At 69.0% G+C, this 22,067-nt stretch carries 13 protein-coding genes and 2 pseudogenes; 12 read left to right on the top strand and 3 right to left on the bottom strand.

Annotated features, from left to right (window positions below; all coding sequences use genetic code 11):
• Positions 1 to 118 precede the first annotated feature (118 nt).
• The 5 genes and pseudogenes from ACGFWE_RS33065 to ACGFWE_RS33045 all read left to right on the top strand — a co-directional run.
• The gene (locus ACGFWE_RS33065) at positions 119 to 841 is read left to right on the top strand and encodes a response regulator transcription factor (RefSeq protein ID WP_393603707.1); all 723 of its coding nucleotides are present in this window, start codon (positions 119 to 121) and stop codon (positions 839 to 841) included.
• On the top strand, positions 838 to 2,382 hold the full coding sequence (locus ACGFWE_RS33060; protein ID WP_393603705.1) for a sensor histidine kinase: 1,545 nt from the start codon (positions 838 to 840) through the stop codon (positions 2,380 to 2,382). The genes ACGFWE_RS33065 and ACGFWE_RS33060 overlap by 4 nt, the downstream gene beginning before the upstream one ends.
• A gap of 234 nt (positions 2,383 to 2,616) precedes the next feature.
• Positions 2,617 to 3,167, top strand: a pseudogene (locus ACGFWE_RS33055) (DUF1062 domain-containing protein).
• Positions 3,168 to 3,632: 465 nt separating this feature from the next.
• Positions 3,633 to 4,697, top strand: a complete 1,065-nt coding sequence (locus ACGFWE_RS33050) for a lytic polysaccharide monooxygenase (RefSeq protein ID WP_352382130.1) — start codon at positions 3,633 to 3,635, stop codon at positions 4,695 to 4,697.
• A gap of 223 nt (positions 4,698 to 4,920) precedes the next feature.
• A pseudogene (locus ACGFWE_RS33045) lies at positions 4,921 to 5,390 on the top strand (glycoside hydrolase family 92 protein); the annotation flags it as partial.
• Here the strand turns inward: ACGFWE_RS33045 and ACGFWE_RS33040 are convergent.
• On the bottom strand, positions 5,380 to 6,375 hold the full coding sequence (locus ACGFWE_RS33040; protein WP_393603702.1) for an acetylxylan esterase: 996 nt from the start codon (positions 6,373 to 6,375) through the stop codon (positions 5,380 to 5,382). The pseudogene ACGFWE_RS33045 and the gene ACGFWE_RS33040 overlap by 11 nt on opposite strands.
• A 203-nt stretch (positions 6,376 to 6,578) precedes the next feature.
• Here ACGFWE_RS33040 and ACGFWE_RS33035 point away from each other — a divergent pair, with 203 nt between their 5' ends.
• From ACGFWE_RS33035 to ACGFWE_RS33010, 6 genes are all read left to right on the top strand, one after another.
• On the top strand, positions 6,579 to 7,559 hold the full coding sequence (locus ACGFWE_RS33035) for an ABC transporter permease subunit (protein ID WP_352382126.1): 981 nt from the start codon (positions 6,579 to 6,581) through the stop codon (positions 7,557 to 7,559).
• Complete coding sequence (locus tag ACGFWE_RS33030; RefSeq protein ID WP_352382124.1) at positions 7,553 to 8,425, top strand: carbohydrate ABC transporter permease; 873 nt, start codon at positions 7,553 to 7,555, stop codon at positions 8,423 to 8,425. Before ACGFWE_RS33035 ends, ACGFWE_RS33030 begins: the two co-directional genes overlap by 7 nt.
• Before the next feature lie 37 nt (positions 8,426 to 8,462).
• On the top strand, positions 8,463 to 10,118 hold the full coding sequence (locus ACGFWE_RS33025) for an extracellular solute-binding protein (RefSeq protein ID WP_393603700.1): 1,656 nt from the start codon (positions 8,463 to 8,465) through the stop codon (positions 10,116 to 10,118).
• A complete protein-coding gene (locus tag ACGFWE_RS33020) occupies positions 10,118 to 11,632 on the top strand; it encodes a xylan 1,4-beta-xylosidase (RefSeq protein ID WP_393603899.1) in 1,515 nt (504 codons plus the stop codon). Before ACGFWE_RS33025 ends, ACGFWE_RS33020 begins: the two co-directional genes overlap by 1 nt.
• Before the next feature lie 239 nt (positions 11,633 to 11,871).
• Positions 11,872 to 12,495: a hypothetical protein gene (locus ACGFWE_RS33015; RefSeq protein ID WP_352382559.1), complete on the top strand. Its 624-nt coding sequence runs from the start codon at positions 11,872 to 11,874 to the stop codon at positions 12,493 to 12,495.
• Positions 12,492 to 14,501 (top strand): beta-galactosidase, encoded by a 2,010-nt coding sequence (locus tag ACGFWE_RS33010; RefSeq protein WP_393603698.1) that lies wholly within the window; start codon positions 12,492 to 12,494, stop codon positions 14,499 to 14,501. Before ACGFWE_RS33015 ends, ACGFWE_RS33010 begins: the two co-directional genes overlap by 4 nt.
• Here the strand turns inward: ACGFWE_RS33010 and ACGFWE_RS33005 are convergent.
• Both ACGFWE_RS33005 and ACGFWE_RS33000 read right to left on the bottom strand, forming a co-directional pair.
• Entirely contained in the window at positions 14,495 to 16,432 is a 1,938-nt protein-coding gene (locus ACGFWE_RS33005; protein ID WP_393603696.1) for an alpha-glucuronidase, read from the bottom strand. The two genes, ACGFWE_RS33010 and ACGFWE_RS33005, sit on opposite strands and share 7 nt — an antisense overlap.
• A 20-nt stretch (positions 16,433 to 16,452) precedes the next feature.
• Positions 16,453 to 20,244 (bottom strand): GH92 family glycosyl hydrolase, encoded by a 3,792-nt coding sequence (locus ACGFWE_RS33000; protein ID WP_393603694.1) that lies wholly within the window; start codon positions 20,242 to 20,244, stop codon positions 16,453 to 16,455.
• A gap of 371 nt (positions 20,245 to 20,615) precedes the next feature.
• Between ACGFWE_RS33000 and ngcE the strand changes: the two genes are divergently transcribed.
• The gene (gene ngcE, locus ACGFWE_RS32995; protein ID WP_393603692.1) at positions 20,616 to 22,061 is read left to right on the top strand and encodes an N-acetylglucosamine/diacetylchitobiose ABC transporter substrate-binding protein; all 1,446 of its coding nucleotides are present in this window, start codon (positions 20,616 to 20,618) and stop codon (positions 22,059 to 22,061) included.
• Positions 22,062 to 22,067: the final 6 nt, after the last annotated feature.

The following is a 22,067-nucleotide window of genomic DNA, read 5'->3' as shown; positions in this document are numbered from 1 at the left end:
GGGCCGCACTCCCGGTGACGGGGGTGCGGCCCTTCGCCGTACCCCCGTCACCGCAGGTCATCACCCACCCTCAGGTGGAACACAGGATTCCCTCAGCGGGCCGGGACACGATCGGTACATGACCAGCACCTCCGGGCCCCGAACGGGCCGTGTACGCGTGCTCATCGTCGACGACGAGCCCGCACTCAACGAAGTGCTGTCCGTCGCCGTCACCGAGGCGGGCTGGCGCCCCTATCCGGCCCTGGACGGGCGCAGCGCGCTGAGGACCGCACGCGACTGCGCACCGCACGCCGTCGTCCTCGACGGGATGCTGCCCGACCTGGACGGCCTCCAGGTGCTGCGCCGGCTGCGCTTCGAGACCCCGAAACTGCCCGTCCTCATGCTCACCGCCCGCGACGCCCTGGAACACCGGCTCGACGGGCTGGAGGCCGGTGCCGACGACTACGTCACCAAGCCCTTCTCCCTGGAGGAGGTCGTACTGCGGCTGCGCGCACTGCTGCGCCGGGCCGGGTCCGGGCACGGACGCCCCGACGACCGCGTCCATGTGCTCGGCGACCTGGTCCTGACCGAGAACACCCGCGAAGTGCGCCGCGCGGGCGAGCCCGTCCAGCTCACCGCGAAGGAGTTCGACCTGCTCGGTCTCCTGCTCGGCCACCCGCGCCAGGTCCTCAGCAAGGCGCAGATCCTCGACCACGTCTGGAGCAGTTCCTTCGGCGGCGGCAATCTCGTCGAGGTCTACATCTCCAGCCTGCGCCGGAAGATCGACAGGGGACGGACACCGATGATCCACACCGTGCGCGGTCTCGGGTACTCCATCAGCGCCGCGGAGGACGGGAGATGAGCCGGCGGTCGAGCGCGAGGACGCGCACCCGTTCCACCCGCACCCCTTCCACCCGCACCCGCCTGCTCGTCTTCGTCAGCGCCACGCTGGTCGTCATGTGCGTCGCGATGGGCCTGATCACCACGCTCTTCCAACACGCCTATCTGATGGGCAACCTCGACGACCGGGTCCGCGACACCGCCGAACGGGCCCTGGGAGGAGCCTCGTTGCACCAGGACCACCAGGACGATCTGACGTTCCTGGGGGAGAGCGGGCAGCCCGCCGGAATGCTCGCCGCCCGGCTGGACGAGGACGGCGCCGTCGTCTCCGCGGCCGTCGTCGTCCAGGACGGCCCGACCCGCGGCCTCGGTACCGGCCAGCGCACCGCCCTGGCCGGCATCCGGGCGGACGGGGCGATGCACACCCGGACCGTGCCCGGCCTCGGCACCTACCGGGTCACCGTCCTCGTGGACGGAGGTGTCCGGGTCCTCGCCGGCCTGCCCATGGACGACGTCCAGAACATGATCAGTGGACTCGTGATGATTGAGACGGGCGTCGCCGTGGCCGGGCTCGCCGTCGCCGGCTGCGTCTGCGCGGTGGTCATACGGCGGCAACTGCGCCCCCTCGGCCGGGTCGCCGCCACCGCCGCCCAGGTCTCCCGCGCCCCGCTCGGGCACGGCGAGGTCACCGGCCTGCCGCGGGTACCCGAGCGGGACACCGACCCCGACAGTGAGGCCGGCCAGGTCGGCGCCGCGCTCAACCATCTCCTCGACCACGTGGAGTCCTCCCTCGCCGAGCGGCAGCGCGGCGAGGAGCGGATGCGGCGCAGCCAGGAACACATGCGGCGCTTCCTGGCCGACGCCAGCCACGAACTGCGCACACCGCTCGCCTCGATCGCCGGATACGCCGAGCTGATGAACCGCGGCACCGACCGCATCGAACCGGTGCTGGCCTGGCGCCGGGTCTCGGCGGAGTCGGCACGGATGACGGGCCTGGTGGAGGACCTGCTCCTGCTGGCCCGCCTCGACGAGGGCCGCCCCCTCCAGTCCGCCGAGGTGGATCTGGCGGGACTGGTCGCGGAGGCGGTGTGGGACGCGCGCGCGGCGGGGAGCGGCCACGACTGGCAGCTCGAACTGAGCCTGGACACCCCGGCGTTGGTGACCGGAGACGCGGCCCGCCTGCACCAGGTGGTGGCCAACCTCCTGGCCAACGCGAGGATGCACACACCGGCCGGCACGAGGGTGACGGCAGCGGTGGAGTCCGCGGACGGTCGTTGCGTGATCCGCGTCCGCGACAACGGCCCCGGCATCCCCCCGGCCCTCCTGCCCACGGTCTTCGAACGCTTCACCCGAGCAGACACCTCCCGCTCCCGAGCCGACGCCAACTCCGGTGGCTCCGGCCTGGGTCTGGCCATCGCGGCGGCGATCTCGGCGGCCCACGGAGGCCACATCCAGGTGAACAGCGTCCCGGGACGCACCGAGTTCACGATCGAGCTCCCGGCGGCCCTGGAGACGGCGGTGGAGGAGGAGCGGGCGGTCTCGGGCAACGGGGCGTCGGTGTGATTGCGTGGGTTGATCATCTCTCAAGCGGTCAGACCCTCACTCCGGTCGCAGGATCGAAAACCAGTGGAGCCGCGCCGCTGACCGCCATTACCGTGCTGCCGAACCGGGTTCCCCAGGCAAGGACGTGCCGTTGTACACCGTGTGAGACCCCCCGAGCGCTGATCGGTCGCGCGTCGCACCTGTGCGCCGCGCTGCTTTTTGCTGCGGACTTCTCACTGAAACCGGTGTACTCCTGTGCTCACCGACTGGGTGGTCATGCCCACCTGCCTCCCGCTCGTTCTCCGCCGTTGTCACGCGTGCGCATCGCAACGCTTCCGGGCGAACGGCAAGTTTCGCGTCAACGCGAACCACAAGCTCATCGACGCCTGGCTCCTCGTGCTCTGCACTGTCTGCGGGGACACGGCGAAGCTCACGGTCCTGGAACGGAGCCGTGTGTGCGTTCCGTACGACCTGAACTGCTGGACCGGCTGCACGCCAACGACCCGGGCCTGGCAGCCGAGTTGCTCCAGGACCCGGTCCTGCGACGCCGTAACCGCACCGCCCTGGACTGGGACGGCGCCTGGCGCCTCGACACCGGCGGAACGGCTCATCTCAACCGCGAGGTGATCGACGTATCGGTCCGTTTCGCGGCGCGGATACCCGTCCGTCCGGTGCGGCTGATCGCCGAAGGCTGCGGCCTTTCCCGGACCGAGGTCGAGAAACTCATCACGGAGGGCAAGCTGGTCTCCGGGGTCCGGCTGAACGCCAGACTCTCCAGCGCCTTCACCTTCACGCTCAAACGCTGAGCCCTGGGACGGTCACCTGGGGCCCGGCGTAGCCAGACCCCAGGTGCCCGCGAGGTGGGCAGCACCTGCCACCGCCCCACCGCCCCACCGGCCGACCGTGCGATACCTGCCCGACGGCTACGGGCTCTGGAAGGGCGCGAGTCGAGCCCTCGGCCGTCCGACGGCACCCGGCTCCCCGACCTCCCGCAGCACTGCGCTACCACCGCCCCCGGCGAACTCCGCGACCGCCTGCCCCACCAGAACGCGGCCGGTACTTACCAGGGGGACGCGGGACCGCACCGAGGCGAAGACACCGCCAGCTGTTTACAGTCGCCCCGGTTCGCGCTACCTTCCGCAACACGTGGGGTGGGAGCGCTCCCATTCGGACGGACCGGAACCCGCCCGCCGGTCGCCCCCATCCCACGGCAGCCACAGGCAACCACACACCCCACACGGCCCGTACCCCAAGGAACGGACTGGACTGTCATGATCCTGACAAAGTTATCGAGGGTGACACGCCCCAGAGCCCTCTTCCTGGTCCTCGTCTCCCTGCTCGCCACCATCCCCGCCCTCAGTCTCGTCCTCACGGCCGGCGGCAAGGCCGAGGCCCACGGCACCCCGATGAAGCCCGCCAGCCGTACCTTCCTGTGCTGGCAGGACGCGCTGACCGACACCGGTGAGATCAAGCCGGTCAACCCGGCCTGCAAGAACGCGCAGGCGGTCAGCGGCACCACACCGTTCTACAACTGGTTCTCCGTACTCCGCTCGGACGGCGCCGGCCGCACCCGCGGCTTCGTGCCGGACGGCCAGCTGTGCAGCGGCGGCAACACCAACTTCACCGGCTTCAACGCCGCCCGCGACGACTGGCCGCTCACCCATCTCACCGCGGGCAAGACGGTCGACTTCTCCTACAACGCCTGGGCCGCGCACCCGGGTTGGTTCTACGTCTACGTCACCAAGGACGGCTTCGACCCCAAGAAGACCCTCACCTGGGACGACATGGAGGCCCAGCCGTTCCTCAGCGTCGACCACCCGCCGCTCAACGGCAGCCCGGGCACGGTCGAGGCCAACTACTCCTGGACGGGGCAGCTTCCGGCGAACAAGTCCGGCCGCCACATCATCTACATGGTCTGGCAGCGCTCGGACAGCGCGGAGACCTTCTACTCCTGCTCCGACGTGGTCTTCGACGGCGGCAACGGCGAGGTCACCGGCATCCACGAGCCCGGCAACCCGTCCGAGCCGGTGCCCGGCACCTGCACTGCCACCCGCAAGACCACGGGCAGTTGGAGCGGCGGCTACCAGTCCGAGGTGACCGTCACCAACTCCGGCGACGTGCCGATGCTGGGTTGGATGGTCGACTGGACCCTGCCGACCGGACAGAAGGTCGACAGTCTCTGGAACGGCAACGCCACCTACACCGGCCAGGCCGTGATGGTGCACAACGCCAACTGGAACGGCTCGCTCAGTCCGGGACAGAGTGCGACGTTCGGATACGTCGTCACCGGCTCCGGAGGCGACACCGCCACGGCACTTCCCTGCCGCGTCGGCTGAGCCGCCGTCAGCACACGCTCGGACCTTCATGCTCAGGGCGGACCCGGTGGGGCTGTGCGCCACCGGGTCCGCGAGCCGTGCCGGCGCAAGGGGGGTGATGGCCGACACGGATGGTGCATGGCTTGTGAGACGCGACGCGCGACAACGTTGTCGAGTGGTCTACACCTGACTCTACCGCGTCAACGGACAACGATGTCAACTCAGTTGGGGGTGGCCGCGCCCGACCCTCCTCGCCGCGTACGACAACACCGGGATCTCGGACGACACCGGCGACCACGACGAGGCCGACTACGACGGCGGCGGCTGGAGCTACTCCCGCCAGGCGCTGGAGACGGCCGGCCTCACCCCGGGCGAGCGGGGCACAACCAACGGCCTGACCTTCACCCGGCCGAACTCGCCGAGCGGCCGACCCGACAACGCGACGGCATCGGGTCAGACCATCCAACTGGGCGAGCCGGTCGACCAGTTGTCCTTCGTCGGCAGCACGGTCAACGGCAACCAGGAGAGCCGGGCCACCATCACCTACACCGACGGCAGCACCGGCACGGTCGAACTCGCCTTCACCGACTGGACCGTCGAGGGAGGCGGCAGCCCCCCACGAAGCCGTTCACGGCGCCGGAGGGCAAGAGGATCGCGAGCGTGACACTGCCGCAGAACACGGACCTGCACGTGTTCACCCTGGCTACCGACTGAACTCCAACACCTCGCGCAGCCAGTCGAGTTGGCGCCGCACCTGCACCGCGTCGCCGCCCTCGTGGCCGTTGTACGGGTAGGCGTGGATCTCCTTGCGGGGGTCCACGCCGGTCAGTTCGCCGTAGCGGTTGAAGGCCGCGTACGCCCCGCTCGGCGGGCACACCGTGTCACGCAGGCCCGTTCCGAAGTGGGCCGGGGCGGCAGCGCGCCGCGCGAAGGAGACGCCCTCCACGTACGAGAGCGTGCGGTACGCGGCCTCCTCCACGCCCCGGTGCACCGAGAGGTACGCACCGATCTCGCCGTACGGACTTGCGTCGGTGAGGTCCAGGGCCCGCCGGATCCCGCACAGGAAAGGCGCGGTGACCAGGACCGCCGCCAGATCCGGTACCAGCCCCGCGACCGCCAGCGCCAGTCCGCCGCCCTGGCTGTTGCCGACGGCCGCGACGCGGGACGCGTCCACACCCGGAAGGGCGCGCACAGCGGCCACCGCACGCACCGCGTCCGTGATCAGCCGCCGGTAGTGGTAGGCGCGCGGATCGAGCAACCCCCGTACCGCGGGACCCGGACCGCCCGGTGCCGAGGCGTGCGGGTCGGGGGTCGCGCCGCCGTTGCCGTACTGGTCGCCCTGGCCGCGGTTGTCCATCAGCAGGTGCGCGTACCCGGCGTTCACCCAGGTCAGCCGCTCGTGGGGGAGGCCGCGGCCACGGCCGTAGCCGGCGTACTCGACGACCGCGGGCAGTGGCTCGCGCACCCCGGTGGGTCTGCTGTACCAGGCGCGTACCGGATCGCCGGCGAAGCCGCGGAAGGTCACGTCCCAGGTCTGGGCCAGCCGCAGCCCGCTCTCCGCCGGGCGCACCGACACCAACACGTCCGGCTGCGCCGCCTCCTTCAGGGTGTCACGCCAGAACTCGTCGAAATCCGGGGGTTCCCGGACATCGGGACGGTAGTGCTCCAACTCCCTGACGGGCAGGTCGAACGCAGGCACAGGGCACCTCGCATGTGTCGGTCCATTTAGTGAAACTTGCGGAGAGAGCCGGGATGTCGCTCCCCTGTCCTACCCCACTCCTACCCCAGGTATCTCCTGCCCGCCCCATTGACAGCGCTTTCTCCGGCACTCTAAGTTGCCGCGAAGTTACCGGTAAGCGCTCGAAAGTTTCGGTTCCGTGCCTCCGTCTGAGAGGACCGAGCATGAGCACATCCGTCAAGTCGGCCTCTCCACCGTCCAGCGTCCAAGACCCCCCCGTGGCCGCACCCCACCCCTCGCCGCGCAGGAGTTGGCGCCGGACCCTGCGCCGCGACTGGCAGCTCTACTCGCTGGCCGTCCTGCCGCTGCTGTTCTTCCTGGTCTTCCGTTATCTGCCGATGATCGGCAACGTGATCGCGTTCCGGCGCTTCGAGCCCGGCGGTTCGATGTTCGGCGAGGACTGGGTGGGTCTGCGCTATGTGCGCATGTTCCTCGGCGACCCGACCTTCTGGCAGGTGTTCCGCAACACCCTGTGGCTCGGCGGGCTCACGCTGGTGTTCTGCTTCCCGATCCCGATCGTCCTCGCCCTGCTGCTCAACGAGGTGCGCCGGCGGTCCCTGAAGCGGTTCGTGCAGTCGGTGTCGTACCTCCCGCACTTCCTGTCGATCGTGATCGTCGCGGGCCTCACGATGCAGATGCTCGCCACCGACGGGCCGGTCAACCATGCCCTCGGCTGGTTCGGCCACGAAGAGATCCGCTTCATCCAGGAACCCGACTGGTTCCGCACGATCTACGTCGGCTCGGAGGTCTGGCAGACCGCCGGCTGGGGCACGATCCTCTACCTCGCCGCGCTCACCACCATCGACGAGGACCTGTACGAGGCCGCGCGCATCGACGGCGCCAACCGCTGGAAGCAGATCTGGCACGTCACCCTGCCCGGCATCCGCCCCACCATGATCACGCTGTTGATCCTCAACATCGGCACGTTCATGGCGGTCGGCTTCGAGAAGGTCCTGCTGCTCTACAACCCGCTGACGTACCCGACCGCCGACGTGATCTCGACGTATGTCTACCGGGCGGGAGTCGAGTCCAACAGCTTCAGTTACGCCGCCGCCATCGGCCTGTTCGAGGCGGTCATCGGCCTGGTCCTGATCACGACCGCCAACACGCTCTCGCGCCGCACAGTGGGGACCAGCCTGTGGTGAGGACGAGCCGTTCCTACCGGGTCTTCCAGGGCGTCAACGGGATGGTCCTCACCCTCGTGGTACTCGTGACCCTGTACCCCTTCGTGAACATCGTCGCGAGGTCCTTCAGCGGGGAACGGCAGATCCGGGCCGGTGAAGTGACCCTGTGGCCCAAGGGGTTCAACCTCACCACGTACCGGATCGTCTTCCAGGACTCGATGTTCTGGCGGAACTACGGCAACACCGTGTTCTACACGCTCGTGTCCACCGCCGTGGCCATGGTCCTGACCACCTGTTACGCCTACGTCCTGTCGAAGAAGCACCTCAGGGGGCGCGGACTGCTCGTCGGCATCGCCGTGTTCACGATGTTCTTCACCGGCGGCCTCATCCCGAACTACCTCCTGGTCACCCACCTCGGGCTGAAGAACAGCGTCTGGGCCATCGCGCTGCCCAACGCGATCAGTGTCTTCAACCTGCTGGTGATGAAGGCCTTCTTCGAGAGCCTGCCGACCGATCTGGAGGAGGCCGCGCAGATCGACGGCCTGAGCACCTACGGCATCCTCCTCAGGATCGTGCTGCCGCTGTCCAAGGCGGTCGTGGCGACCATGGTGCTCTTCTACACGGTGTCCTTCTGGAACTCCTGGTTCAGCGCGTTCCTCTACATGGACCACTCCGACCTGATGCCGGTCACCGTCTATCTGCGCAACCTCATCGCCGGTGCCACCGGGGGCGGCAACGCGGGCGCCGGCACCGCGGAGCTCAGCCAGGTCGGCGCGAGCATCCAGGCGGTCACGATCGTGCTCACCGCGCTGCCGATCATCTGCGTGTACCCGTTCGTCCAGCGTTTCTTCGTCTCGGGCGTGATGCTCGGCGCGGTCAAGGGCTGACAGCCCATCAATGTACTTACGGAACAAGGGAGTATCCGTGGAGAACACCGGACAGCTGTCACGGCGTCAGATCCTGGCCGCCGCGGGATTCATCGGCCTCGCCACCCTCACCGGCTGCGGCAGCGGCGACGACGGAGGCGACTCCAAGGACCTGTCCAAGAAGCAGAACGGCGCGATGAAGGAGTACCAGGCGGGCCAGCAGTTCAAGGCCACCAAGGCGCTGTCCTTCTCCCTGCTGCACAACGACAACCCGGTCTACCCCCTCAAGAAGAACTGGCTGTTCTGGAAGGAGGTCACCCGGCGCACCGGCGTCACCATCAAGCCCCTCGACGTCCCCCTGGCCGACTACGAGAAGAAGCGCAGCGTCCTCATCGGCGCGGGCGACGCGCCCTTCCTGATCCCGAAGACGTACCACCCCTCCGAGGTGGCCTTCGTCTCGTCGGGAGCCATCCTCCCGGTCAGCGACTACACGCACCTGATGCCCAACTTCCGCGACAAGGTGAAGAAGTGGAAGCTGGAGCCGGAGCTCGACTCCATCCGCCAGTCCGACGGCAAGTACTACCTGCTGCCCGGCCTGCACGAGAGGCCCAAGGCCGGCTACTCGCTGTCCTTCCGCACGGACGTCCTCGACCGGCACGGACTGTCCCTGCCCACGACCTGGGACGAGGTGTACGACGTCCTCAAGGCGCTCAAGGCGGAGTACCCGGACAAGTACCCGTGGACGGACCGCTGGAGCACCAACACCCCCTTCCCCTGCGGCGCGTTGTTCGGCTATCTGGGCCAGGCGTACGGCGTCCGGGCGGGCTGGGCGTACGACAACATCAGCTTCGACGCCAAGAAGCAGAAGTTCGTCTTCACGGCGACCCAGGACGGCTACCGGCAGATGATCGAGTACCTGAGAAAGATCGTCGCCGAGAAGCTGCTGGACCCCGAGAGCTTCACCCAGCAGGACGACCAGGCCATTCAGAAGCTGCTGGCCGAGAAGTCCTATGCGATCAGCGCCAACCCGCAGGAGCTGGTCCAGAACTACCGCTACAACCTGAACAAGCAGGTCAAGGGCTCGACGATCGAGATGGTCCCGGTTCCGCTCGGTCCGGCAGGACCGGTCCTGCTGAGCGGCATCCGGCTGGAGAACGGCGTCATGATCTCCAGCAAGGCCCTCAAGAGCGCCGACTTCGTCGCGATGATGCAGTTCGTGGACTGGCTCTGGTACTCCGACGAGGGCCAGAAGTTCTGCAAGTGGGGCGTGGAGGGCGTCACTTACACCGAGTCCGGCGGCAGGTACACGCTGAAGCCCGGCATCTCGCTGATGGGCTCCGATCCCGACGCCCCGAAGGACCTCCAGAAGGACTACGGCTTCTTCAACGGCGTGTTCACCTACGGCGGCAGCTGGGAGCTGGTGTCCTCCAACTTCAGCCCGGACGAGAAGAAGTTCCAGGACGTCATGTCCCGGCGCAAGGAACTGCCCGTCGACCCGGCGCACCCCCTGCAGTCCTTCGAGCAGGAGCAGGCGACCCTGTGGGACACCCCGCTCAAGGACCACGCCATCCAGAACACCCTCCAGTTCGTGCTCGGCAAGCGCCCGCTGTCCGAATGGGACGCGTTCGTCGCCGAGTTGAAGGCGAAGAACATGCAGCAACTCGTCGACCTGCACAACAAGGCGCACGAGCGTTTCCAGAAGGAGAACGGGTGATCTTCCGCGTCCCCATCGAGCCGTCCGGACCCTTCTCCGACGCCTGGCGCCACTGCGTGGGCACCGGGCGGATCGAACTCGCCCTGCGCCGCGACTACCAGGACTCCCTGAAGCTGCTCCAGCGCGAGATCGGCTTCCGGTACATCCGGGGCCACGGGCTGCTGAGCGACGGCATGGGCGTGTACCGGCCGTACGAGTGGCCCGAGGGCGTCCGGCACGTCCGGCACTCCTTCACCTACGTCGACCAGGTCGTCGACGCCTACCTGGAGCTCGGCATCCGCCCCTTCCTCGAACTCGGCTTCATGCCGACGGAGTTGGCGTCGGGGGAGCAGACCGTGTTCTGGTGGCACGGGAACGTCACCCCGCCCCGGTCCGAGAAGGAGTGGGCCGACCTGGTCCGGGCGACCCTCAGGCATCTCATCGACCGCTACGGTCTCGCCGAGGTGCGCACCTGGCCCATCGAGGTGTGGAACGAGCCCAACCTGCCCGACTTCTGGCAGGGCGCGGACGAGAAGGCGTACCACCGCCTGTACGAGGTGACGGCGGGCGTGGTGAAGGACGTGGACCCGGATCTCCAGGTCGGCGGCCCCGCGATCTCACCGGCCGCCGACGAGTGGCTGGACCGCTTCGCCGAGTTCGCCGCACAGCGCGACGTCCCGGTGGACTTCGTGTCGAAGCACGCCTACACCTCGGGCCCCGCCCGGCACGTCCCCTTCGGCACCCACCAGACCCTGGCACCGGCCCAGGACCTCCTGGACCAGTTCGCCACGCCCCGCGAACGGCTGAAGGGCACCCGGCTCGCGGAACTGCCCGTGCACATCACGGAGTTCAACTCCTCCTACCGCCCCGACAACCCGGTCCACGACACCGCCTTCCACGCGGCGTACCTGGCTCCGGTCCTCGCGCGCGGCGGCGATCACGTCGACTCCTTCTCGTACTGGACCTTCAGCGACATGTTCGAGGAGAACGGCCCGCCGACCGCGCTCTTCCACGGCGGCTTCGGTCTGCTCACCCACCGACAGGTGCGGAAGCCGACCTACCACCTCTACGCCTTCATGGCCCGCATGGGCCCCGACCTGCTCACCCGTGGCGCCGACCACCTGGTCACCCGGCACCCCGACGGCCGGGTGACCGTCCTCGCCTGGGCGCCGGTCGACGCGAGCGGCGAGACACCCGGGCCGTCCCGGCACCGGCTGCGCCTGTCCGTGCCGCTGCCGGGTGCACGGGAGGCGTTCGTACGGCGGTCCGTGGTCGACGAGGAGCACGGCAACGCCCGCACGGCCTGGCAGCGGATGGGCAGCCCGCGCTCACCCCGCCCGCACCAGCTCGACGTACTCCACGAGGCCGCCGAACCCGGCCGGCAGCACCTGCGGCTGCCGGTCGAGGACGACCGGACCGAACTGGACCTGACGCTGGCCCGACACGAGATCACGCTCGTGGAGGTGAGCCCGGTCGTGGAGGAGGCACCGGAGTGGTGGGACGAACGCCGACTGCTGGGGACGGGGCCGCGGTGAGCCGGGTGAGCCGGGTACGGGCGGCAGCCGGTCGCACCCGGGCGGCGGCACACGCCACCCCGGCACGGCCGGGAGCGGGTCCCGGGGTGCGCGCCGTCCGGCCCGGCACCGCCCCACGCCGGCCACCCGCCGGGCGACGGCCCCCGGAGAACCACGAGTTCCCCGCCGCCGCCCCTCACCCCACCGCCTCCGCCGCCCCCTCCTTCGGCACCGGCTCCCTCTCCCGTGCCGCGGCCCTCATCCACACCCTCGTCACCGTCGAGGCCCTGCTGCTCGGTGCCGCTTCCCCGGGGCTGGCGGGTCTGCTCCTGTTGGGCCCCGCCCCCGCCAACCTCCCGCTCGCCGCCGTATGCCTGCTGCCCCTCGGCCCGGCCACGGCCGCCGCCCTGTACGCCCTCCACCACCGCGACCGCGACCTCACCGACCTCCACCCGGCCCGGTCCTATTGGCGCGGCTGGCGGCTCAACGCCGTCCCCGCCCTGCAACTGTGGACACCCCTGCTGGCCTGGCTCACGGTCATCGCCTTCACGCTCACCCACTTCACCGCCACCGGTCTGCCCGGCTGGTGGGCCGTACTGCTCGCGGCGATCGGCGTCGGCTCCCTTCTCTGGGGTGCGCACGCGCTCGTCCTCACCGCCCTGTTCGCCTTCCGGGCGAGGGACACCGCACGCCTCGCCGGCTACTTCCTGTTCCGGCACGGCCGCGCCACCCTCGGCGCCGCCTCGCTGCTCGTCCTGTCGGCCGCCGGGACCGCCGTACTGACCGAGGCGCTGCCCGCCCTGCTGGCGGCCCCGCTGCTGCTGTCCCTGCTGCACAGCAGCCGCCCGGTGATCGCCGAGACCCAGGAGGACTTCACCGCATGAGCCCGTCGAGCTCCAAGATCCCCTACGGCGGCGACTACAACCCCGAGCAGTGGCCGCAGGAGGTCTGGGACGCCGACCACCGCCTGTTCGGCCGGGCCGGCATCGACACCCTCACCGTCGGCGTCTTCTCATGGTCCCTCACCCAACCCGCCGAGGACACCTACGACTTCACGGTCCTCGACCGCATCCTGGACCGGGCGGCGGCCGAGGGTCGACAGGTCTGTCTGGCCACCGGCACGGCCGCCCTGCCGCCCTGGCTCGCGCACCGGTATCCCGAGGTCAACCGCACCGACTTCGAGGGCCGCCGGCACCGCTACGGGCAGCGCCACAACTTCTGCCCCAGCTCACCGGCGTACCGCCGACTCGCCACGGCCATGGCGGAACGACTCGCCGAACGGTACGCGGACCATCCGGCGTTGCTCGCCTGGCACATCAACAACGAGTACGGCGGCGTCTGTTACTGCGATCTGTGCGCCGAGGCCTTCCGGGACTGGCTGCGGAACAGATACGTCACTCTCGACGCCCTCAACGACGCCTGGTGGACGACCTTCTGGTCGCACCGCTACACCTCCTTCGAGGAGATCGAACCGCCGAGCGCCCTCACCGAGCACTGGCGTGGCCCCGACCACACCGCCTTCCAGGGCATCACGCTCGACTACTTCCGCTTCACCACCGACGCGCTGCTCGGCTGTTTCCTCGCCGAGAAGGAGGTGATCCGCACCCATGATCCGGTCACCCCCGTCACGACCAACTTCATGGGCATGTTTCGCCCCCTCGACTACCACCGCTGGGCACCCCACCTCGACTTCGTGTCCTGGGACAGCTACCCGCCCCTGGACGCCCCGCCGACCTGGGCCGCCCTGGCCCACGACCTGATGCGCGGCCTCAAGGGCGGTGCTCCCTTCTGGCTGATGGAGCAGACCCCGTCCACCACCGCCTGCCGTGACGTCAACCCTCTGCGCAGGCCGGGAGAATTGCGCCTGGCCACCTACCAGGCGATCGCCCACGGCGCCGACGCGGCCCTCTACTTCCAGCTGCGCGCCTCCCGGGGAGCCTGCGAGAAGTACCACGGAGCGGTCATCGGCCACGCGGGCCGCGACGACACCCGGGTCTTCCGGGAAGTGGCCGCCCTGGGCGAGGAGTTGGAGCTGCTCGGCAACGCGTCGCTCGGCGCCCGCACCCCGGCCCGCACCGCCCTGCTCTTCGACTGGGACAGCTGGTGGGCCCTGGAGATCTCCGACGGCCCCTCGCGCCTGGTCCGGTACCAGGAGGTGGTGCACGCCTACTACCGGGCCGCCCGCGAGGCAGGCGCGGACGTGGACGTCGTCCCGCACACCACCGACCTCACCCCGTACGACGTGGTCGTCGCCCCCGCCCTGCACATGGTCAAGGGCGACCTCGCCGCCCGCCTCGAAGCGGTGGCGGAACGCGGCGGCACGGTCCTCGCCACCTTCCTCTCCGGCCGGGTCGACGAGCACGACCGGGCCTTCCTCACCGATGTGCCCGGTCCCCTCGCGCCCCTGATGGGCATCCGGATCGACGAGTGGGACTCCCGTCCGCCGGAGTTCGCCCAGCCCGTCCCCGAACTGGGCTCGGAGGGCAGACTCGTCTTCGAGATCGTGCGGCCGCGGGGTGCCGAGACGGTCGCCACGTACGGCGCGGACTTCTATGCCGGAACCCCCGCCGTGACCCGCAACCACTACGGGCAGGGCGAGGGCTGGTACGTCGCCACCGCCCTCGACCAGCCGGGTGTGAACCAGGTGGTCCGCCGTGTCCTGGCCCGCCACGACCTGATCGGCCCGTACGCCGGGCACGAAGGACTGGAGGTGGCGGCCAGGACGGCCACTGACGGAAGCCGCCTGCTGTTTCTTCTCAACCACGCCGAGCTCGAAGTCGAGTTGGCGGCCCACGCCACCGCGACCGACCTGCTCACGGGGAAGCGGACCGAGATGGGCGCCCCGCTCGCTCTCGACCCGCGGGGCGTTGCCGTCCTGCGTCTTCAGTAGATCGTCCGCCCCTGCTCGTCCGGCACCCCCGACTTCCGGAAGAAGTAGCTGTTGACCTGATCGCGCCACTCGCGGGCACTGCGGAGCTGCTCCTCGAACCGCTCCGTCACCCGCGCGTGGCGCGCCGGGTCCACGAGACCCGCCAGCGAGGCCCACGCCTCCCGGGCCGCCTCCACCTCCGCCACCCCCTCGAAATGCGTGTCATAGATGTGCTGGATCACCGTCTTGCCGCTGTGCAGCATGTGGTCGTACGACACATGGTGGAAGAACAGCAGCAGCTCGTCCGGGCAGGCCTCCGCGGACTCGTACACCTCCGCCCAGGGCTTCGCGTACTGCCCCGCATACCCGGTCCCGCTCGCCACGCTCCGGTCGACACCGAGGCCGTCGCGGTCGGCGAAGTGGTAGGTGCCCCACGGGCTGTACTCGTACCCGTCGACGCTCGGCCCGTAGTGGTGCCCCGGCTGGACCATGAAGCCGACTCCGAGGGGCGCGGTGTACTTCTCGTACGTCCGCCATGATCCGGTCAACACCGCTCGCACCCCCGCCGCCGGCCCGGCTCCGAAGGTGAGCCCGATCCATTCGTCGAGGACGTGATGCGGATCGGATCCCGGCTCCCAGGCCAGCCGCCCGAACGTGTACAGGTTCGCCTGGGCCAGCGGATGCCCGGTCCAGAACGGGTCGTTCCCGACGTTGGACACGGCGACGAGCCCACCGCGCGCCAACTCACCGACCGTGGAATCCCCGTTGATCCCGAAGCGCAGTACGTCGCTCCACATCGGCCCGAGCCAGCACGTGTGCCGCTGCTGCCCGGTGTACTCCTGCGTCGCCTGGAGCTCCACCGCGAGCCGCGTGCCGGGCATCGCCCCAATCAGGGGTGAGACCGGCTCCCGCACCTGGAAGTCCATCGGCCCGTGCTTGACCTGGAGGACGGCGTTGTGGGCGAACTCCCCGTCCAGCGGCACGAAATGGTCGTACGCGGCCCGCGCCCGGTCGGTCGAGCGGTCCCGCCAGTCCTGGCGGTGGTCGTAGACGAAGGCCCGCCAGTGGACCGTGCCGCCGTGCGGTTCCAGAGCGGCGGCCAGCATGTTGGCGCCGTCGGCGTGGGTGCGCCCGTACGCGAACGGGCCCGGCTGTCCCTCAGAGTCGGCCTTCACCACGAACCCGCCGAAGTCGGGGATCGCCGCGTACACCCGCGCGGTCGCCTCGGCCCACCACGCCGACACCTCAGGGTCGAGCGGATCGGCCGTCGTTAAGCCGCCCAGCACCATCGGCGCGGCAAAGGTCACCGAGAGGTGGACGCGAATCCCGTACGGCCGCAACGCGCCCGCGATGGCGGCTACTTCACCGATCCGGTCGGTCAGCAGCCGTGCCTCGGTCGCGTGCACGTTGACGTTGTTGACGGCCACGGCGTTGATGCCGCAGGCCGCGAGCAGTCTGCCGTACCGCCGCACCCGCTCCCACTGCCCGCGGGCCCGCCCGTCCTCCCAGAACAGCGACCCGCCGGCGTATCCGCGCTCCACCTGGCCCATGACCGGGTGCACGGCCACGTTGTCCCAGTGGTCGAGCATCCGCAGCGCCAACTGCGGTCGGTGCTTCTCCAGTTGGAGCTGCCCCTGGAACGCCGCCTCTCCGAGCCGCACGACATGGAAGAACCCGTACAGCAACCCGCGCGCGCCGGACGCCGTGACGGTCGTACAGCCGTCACGGCGTCCGAACATGAACCCCTCGGAGCCGTCGTCACCGTTGAGCTCCAACATCAGGTCGCAGGCCCCGGGTTCGCGCGAGACGCTCCCGCCGAACCGTTCGCAGGCCTGAGCCACCTCCCCGTGGACCGTGTCCACCAGTGGATGCGAGCCGCGGATCAGGGTCCGCCGGGTGCCGATCGGCCGGAACGCCCCGTCCGGCAGCCAGGCCGGATCGACACCCTGCATGAGACCCCCAAGGCTCCTGCTCAGGCGAGCAGTTCGACTTCCGAGACCACCGCCTCGCCGTCGAGCACGAGACGGTACTTCCCGTACGTACCCGCGGACCTCACGGAGAACGCCCGTGTCTGCCGGTCCCATGCGAAGGCCTCACCGGAGCGCCGGTCGAGGGTCTTCCACTTGGTCCCGTCGTCCGAGCCCTGGAGTGTCCAGCCGCCCGGCGCCTTCGCGTGGTCCCGGGACGATGTCACCGTGTACTGCAGGGCCTTGACCGATCCGGACACCGGCAGATCCACCGAGGTCACGGTCGCGTCCGTCGCGGAGGTGTTGTCGAACAGCGCCCCGTCACCGGCGAGCACGTCCGCACGCGGCGTCGGCACCTCGTCGTCGTGGGTGATGGACACCGGGGCCGCGTTCCTGCCCGTGCCCCACTTGGACGGCCGGGGACCCATGTCGAAGTCCAGGACAGCCCCCTTGGACAGGACCGAGTGGGGGAGCGAAGTCGACGTCCAGGGCCTCCCGTTGACCTTCAGGCCCTGTACGTACACGTTCCGCGCACTGTTCTTCGGCGCCCTGACCACCAGATCCCGGCCGTTGTCCAAATGGACCGTGGCCTTGGTGAACAGCGGTGAGCCGACTGCGTATTCGCCGCTGCCCATCACCAGCGGGTAGAAGCCCAGCGCCGAGAACAGGTACCAGGCCGACTGCTCGCCGTTGTCCTCGTCGCCGTGGTAGCCCTGCCCGATCTCGCTGCCGACGTACAGCCGCGACAGCACCTCACGGACGTTCTTCTGCGTCTTCCACGGCTGACCGGCCGCGTCGTACATGTAGGTGACGTGGTGGGCGACCTGGTTGGAGTGGCCGTACATGCCCATCCGGACGTCCCGCGCCTCCGTCATCTCGTGGATGACCCCGCCGTAGGAGCCGACGAACTCCGGCGAGGCCGTCTCGGGCGTCGCGAAGTACTCGTCCAGCTTCTCGGCGAGCCCGGAGCGGCCGCCGTACAGATTGGCGAGGCCCCGGCTGTCCTGCGGGGCGGTGAAGGCGTAACCCCAGCCGTTGGTCTCGGTGTAGTCGTAGCCCCACACGCGAGGGTCGTAACTCGACGACGGGACACGCCAGTTGCCGTCCGCGTCCCGGCCCTGGAAGAAGCCCGCCTTGGTGTCGAAGAGGTTCACGTAGTCCCGGGCCCGGTTGAGGAAGTACTCCGACTCCTCCCGGTAGCGCTTCTCGCCGGTCTTCGCGTACAGCGCCTGTCCCATCCGCGCGATGCCGTAGTCGTTGAGGTAGCCCTCCAGCGCCCAGGACAGGCCCTCGTGGGTGTCGGTACTGGTGTAGCCGAGGAAGGGCGAGGTCTCCATGCCCTTGCGGCCCACACCGGAGGACGGGGGCGCGACCGTGGCGTTCTTCAGGGCCGCGTCGTACGCCGACTTCGCGTCGAAGTCGACCCCCTTGACGTACGCGTCCGCGAAGGCGACGTCCGAGGAGGTGCCGGTCATCAGGTCCGCGTAACCGGGCGAGGACCAGCGGGAGGTCCAGCCGCCGTCCTTGTACTGCTGGACGAACCCGTCGACCATCTCGCCCGCCTGAGAGGGCGTCAGCAGGGAGTACGCCGGCCAGGTGGTCCGATAGGTGTCCCAGAAGCCGTTGTTGACGTACACCTTGCCGTCGACGATCTTCGCCCCGGTGTGCGTCGGGGTGTCGGGGGAGGGCATCGGGGAGAACGGCGAGGCGTACCTGTACGTCGAACCGACCTTCTCGAAGCCGGAGTTGGGGTACAGGTACAGCCGGTACAGGCTGGAGTACAGCGTGGTGAGCTGGTCCTGTGTGGCACCCTCCACCTCGACCTTGCCGAGCAGCCGGTCCCAGGCTCGCCGGGCACTTCCCTTCACGTCGTCGAAGGACGTGCCGTCCGGGATCTCCTGCCGCAGGTTGTCCCTGGCCTGGTCGAGGCTGATGAGCGAGGTGGCGATGCGCAGGGTGACGGTCCGGTCGGCGCCGGCGTCGAACCGCAGATAGCCCTTGACCCCGCTCGACGAGCCCTCCTTCACCGCCCGGTCGAACTCGCCGTACACGAAGAGCCGGGTCGCTCCCGTCGACAGCCCGGACTTCACGTCCGAGTAGCCCGTGAAGGTCCCGCTCGCCTTGTCGAGTGTCAGCCCCGCCTGGTCCGTCACGTTGTCGAAGAGCACACTCGCGTCGTCGCCCGGGTAGCTGAAGCGCAGGACCGCCGCGTGGTCGGTGGGCGCCATCTCCGCCTTCAGCCCGCTCTCGAACCGCACGCCGTAGTAGTACGGCCGCGCGGTCTCGTTCTCGTGCCGGAAGGCCAGCTCCCGCGCCTCCCGGCCGGTGTCCGGGGTCCCGGCGGCGGCCGACGGCATCACCTGGAAGGTCTGCCGGTCACCCATCCACGGGCTCGGCTCGTGGCTCGCGCTGAACGCCTGGATCGTCGGCAGGTTGTCCGCGTTGTTGGCCCGCGCGTAGTCGTACAGCCAGCTCAGCGAGGACGCGTTGGTCACCGGCGTCCAGAAGTTGAAGCCGTGCGGCACGGCCGTCGCCGGGAAGTCGTTGCCGCGCGAGAAGCCACCGCTGGAGTGGGTGCCGCGGGTGGTGAGCGCGTAGTCGGACGGATGCGCCTTGGGCTCCTCGGGCGCGGCCCGCTCCAGCGTCACGTCGTCCAGCCAGCCCCGGAACTTCGCCGGCCCGCTCGGGGAGTCGTATCCGACGAGGATCCGGTCGACGGTCTTCCCGGCCGCGACCGACCCGATCCGCGCGGCCACGTGGTTCCACTGGTTGACGTAGAGCGCCTTCGAGGCACCCTGCCCCTGCGGCGACAGCGTGAATCCGTGCTGGTCACGCGCCCCGAGATCGCTCAGGAAGGTGCCGTCGGTGAAGGCCAGGTCCACGGCGACGTTCGTCGCGTCGTAGTCCCGGTCGCCGTCCGCCATCGCCGGGAAGATCCGGTAGGACAGCCGGGTGAGCGCGTCGACCTTCACGTCCACGTCGAAGACCTTGTTGTACGAGTACGCCCGCCCGACCGCGGTGTGCCGTCCGGCGTAACGCAGGGCTCTCTTTCCGGTGAATCCGGCGCCCGCCTTCGCGGTGGGCGATCCGCTCGGACCGCGGTCGACCAGCGAAAGCATGTCCGGCGGCACCGGCCCCTCGCCGCCGCCCGTGGACAACTGCACATCGGCCAGTTGGAGGATGCCGGAGGCGCCGTTGTTCTTCGTGATCTCGAGCCGGAAGTGCTGGTATTCGGCCGGATCCGCGATGTCGTACGACTTTGTCCGGAACCGTTCGTCGAACGATTCGCCGAAACGGGTGTCGAGGGTCTTCCAGTCCTTGCCGTCCGTCGAGCCCTTCAGCGTCCAGTCGCTGGGATCGCGCTCGGCGGCGTCATTGGCCGAGGTCAGCGCATAGGTGACCACCTTGAGCGGCTTGGCCAGGTCGAACTCGGCCCAGCCGGTGGACTCGAAGGCCAGCCACTTGGTACCGGGCTCGCCGTCGACGAGGTTCTCCTTCACCTCGCCGCCGCCGGTGTTCTCGGCGCTCGCCCGGACGTCCGTGACCTGGTCGGTGACATTGCCAGGGATGCCGGTGCTGTAGCCGCCGTCGACGCCGGAAGCCCGGTCGCCGTCGACGCTGCTGTTCCAGTCCGGCGCCGGTTCGCCGGCCTCGAAGGAGGAGGCGAACCCCCGGTCCGCCGGGGCCGGGGCCTCGGGCAGGGCGACCGCAGCGCCCTGCGAGCCCACCGTCACGCAAAAGGCGGCCGTGATCACGACCGCCGTACTCCGTCTGAGCCGAGTTCTGTACCGATCCATCGGCGAGTACCCTCCCTGCACAAGGACGGACAACGTTGTCACACAATCCGTGCAAGGATCAGTAGTGGCCCAAGTGGTCAGTGCTGTCAAGTGTGTTGACTGTGGCATTCGGGGCTTATGTCGAGGATTTTTCCGGCAAGCTTCGCACAGGGCGCTCATATTTCCGCGAGGTCTCAACTCGAAAACACCCATGGCCAACATTGCATTCGATCTTGCTACGCCGACCGGAAGTGGACTATACCTGTCGGCGATTCACCCCTCTTGAACGAACCTCTTGCACGAAGCTCCTGCACGAACCTGCTTGACCTGACCGCGGTGCCGGGGAGGATCCGGTTCACCGCCTGAGTCCTGGAGAAGGCGAGGACTTGAGCATGGGATCCACTTCCGCAGACAGCCACGGTGATGAAGGTGTCGGCCGCCGCGATCTGATCAAGCGGTCCGCCGCGCTCGGACTGGCCGCCGTTCCCGCGACCGGGTTTCTGTCCGCCTGCGCCAGCGGCGGCGGCGACGATTCGAGTGACGACAGCACCAAGGGCACCGCCTCGAAGGACAACCCCTTCGGCGCGGCGAAGGGCAGCAAGCTCGACGTCGTGATCTTCAAGGGCGGCTACGGCGACGACTACGCCAAGGCGTGGGAAGCCGACTTCCAGAAGAAGCTCGGGATCACCTCCACCCACACCGGCACCCAGGAGATCACCGGAAAGCTCCAGCCGCGCTTCAACGCGGGCAACCCACCGGACATCGTCGACGACTCCGGCGCCCAGCAGATCAAGGTCGACGTCCTCTACAAGAACGGGCAGCTGCTCGATCTCGCCGAGGTTCTGGACGCGCCCGCGATCGACGACCCGAGCAAGAAGGTCCGCGACCTCATCATCCCGGGGACCCTCGACGCGGGTCTCCAGGGCGGCAAGGTCGTCGCCCTCAACTACATCTACACCGTCTGGGGCCTGTGGTACTCCGGCAAGCTCTTCAAGGAGAAGGGCTGGGAGGAGCCCAAGACCTGGGACGACTTCCTCGCCGTCTGCCAGGACGCCAAGAAGCAGGGCATCGGCGGCCTCGCCCACCAGGGCAAGTACCCGTACTACATCAACGTCGCCATCATGGACCTGATCGCCAAGAAGGGCGGTCTGGACGCCATGAAGGCGATCGACAACCTCGACCCGAAGGCCTTCGTCGGCTCGGACGCGGCCCAGGCCGGCGTCGAGGCGATCTACGAGGTGGTGGAGAAGGGTCTGTTGATGCCGGGCACCAACGGCCTCACCCACACCGAGTCCCAGACCCGCTGGAACCAGTACAAGGCCGCCTTCATCACCTGCGGTTCCTGGCTGGAGAACGAGCAGCTCAAGCAGACGCCGGCGGACTTCGACATGAAGTTCATGCCGATGCCGCTGCTGCCCGACAGCGCGCTGCCCTTCGAGGCGATCCGGGCCGGCTCCGGTGAGCCCTTCATCATCCCGGCCAAGGCCAAGAACCTGGCGGGCGCGAAGGAGTTCATGCGGCACATGCTCTCCAAGGAGTGGTCCACGCTCTTCGCCAAGGAGGCCAACTCCCTCACCATCCTCAAGGACGGCGTGGACCCGAGCGTGAAGCTGCGCCCCGGCACCCAGTCCACCGTCGAGGCCTCGAAGGCGGCCGGTGACGACACCTTCCGTTACCTGTACACCGAGTGGTACAGCGAGATGGGAGCGGCGATCGAGGCCGCGTCCAACGAGCTGATGGCCAAGCGCATCCAGCCGAAGGAGTGGCTGAAGCGGGCCCAGGCCGCGGTCGACAAGCAGGCCAAGGACCCGGCCTCCAAGAAGAACCACCGGGACTGACCGCAA

It is taken from the genome of Streptomyces sp. NPDC048523, assembly GCF_043199815.1.
Lineage (GTDB): Bacteria > Actinomycetota > Actinomycetes > Streptomycetales > Streptomycetaceae > Streptomyces.
This window is presented reverse-complemented; position numbering and strand designations above follow the sequence as displayed.

What these genes read in the sequence shown, in the direction of transcription:
- ACGFWE_RS33065 (WP_393603707.1), top strand. Translation starts at nt 119, where the DNA reads ATGACCAGCACCTCCGGGCCCCGAACGGGCCGTGTACGCGTGCTCATC.
- ACGFWE_RS33060 (WP_393603705.1), top strand. Translation starts at nt 838, where the DNA reads ATGAGCCGGCGGTCGAGCGCGAGGACGCGCACCCGTTCCACCCGCACC.
- ACGFWE_RS33050 (WP_352382130.1), top strand. Translation starts at nt 3,633, where the DNA reads ATGATCCTGACAAAGTTATCGAGGGTGACACGCCCCAGAGCCCTCTTC.
- ACGFWE_RS33035 (WP_352382126.1), top strand. Translation starts at nt 6,579, where the DNA reads ATGAGCACATCCGTCAAGTCGGCCTCTCCACCGTCCAGCGTCCAAGAC.
- ACGFWE_RS33010 (WP_393603698.1), top strand. Translation starts at nt 12,492, where the DNA reads ATGAGCCCGTCGAGCTCCAAGATCCCCTACGGCGGCGACTACAACCCC.
- ACGFWE_RS33005 (WP_393603696.1), bottom strand. Translation starts at nt 16,432, where the DNA reads ATGCAGGGTGTCGATCCGGCCTGGCTGCCGGACGGGGCGTTCCGGCCG.
- ACGFWE_RS33000 (WP_393603694.1), bottom strand. Translation starts at nt 20,244, where the DNA reads ATGGATCGGTACAGAACTCGGCTCAGACGGAGTACGGCGGTCGTGATC.
- ngcE (WP_393603692.1), top strand. Translation starts at nt 20,616, where the DNA reads ATGGGATCCACTTCCGCAGACAGCCACGGTGATGAAGGTGTCGGCCGC.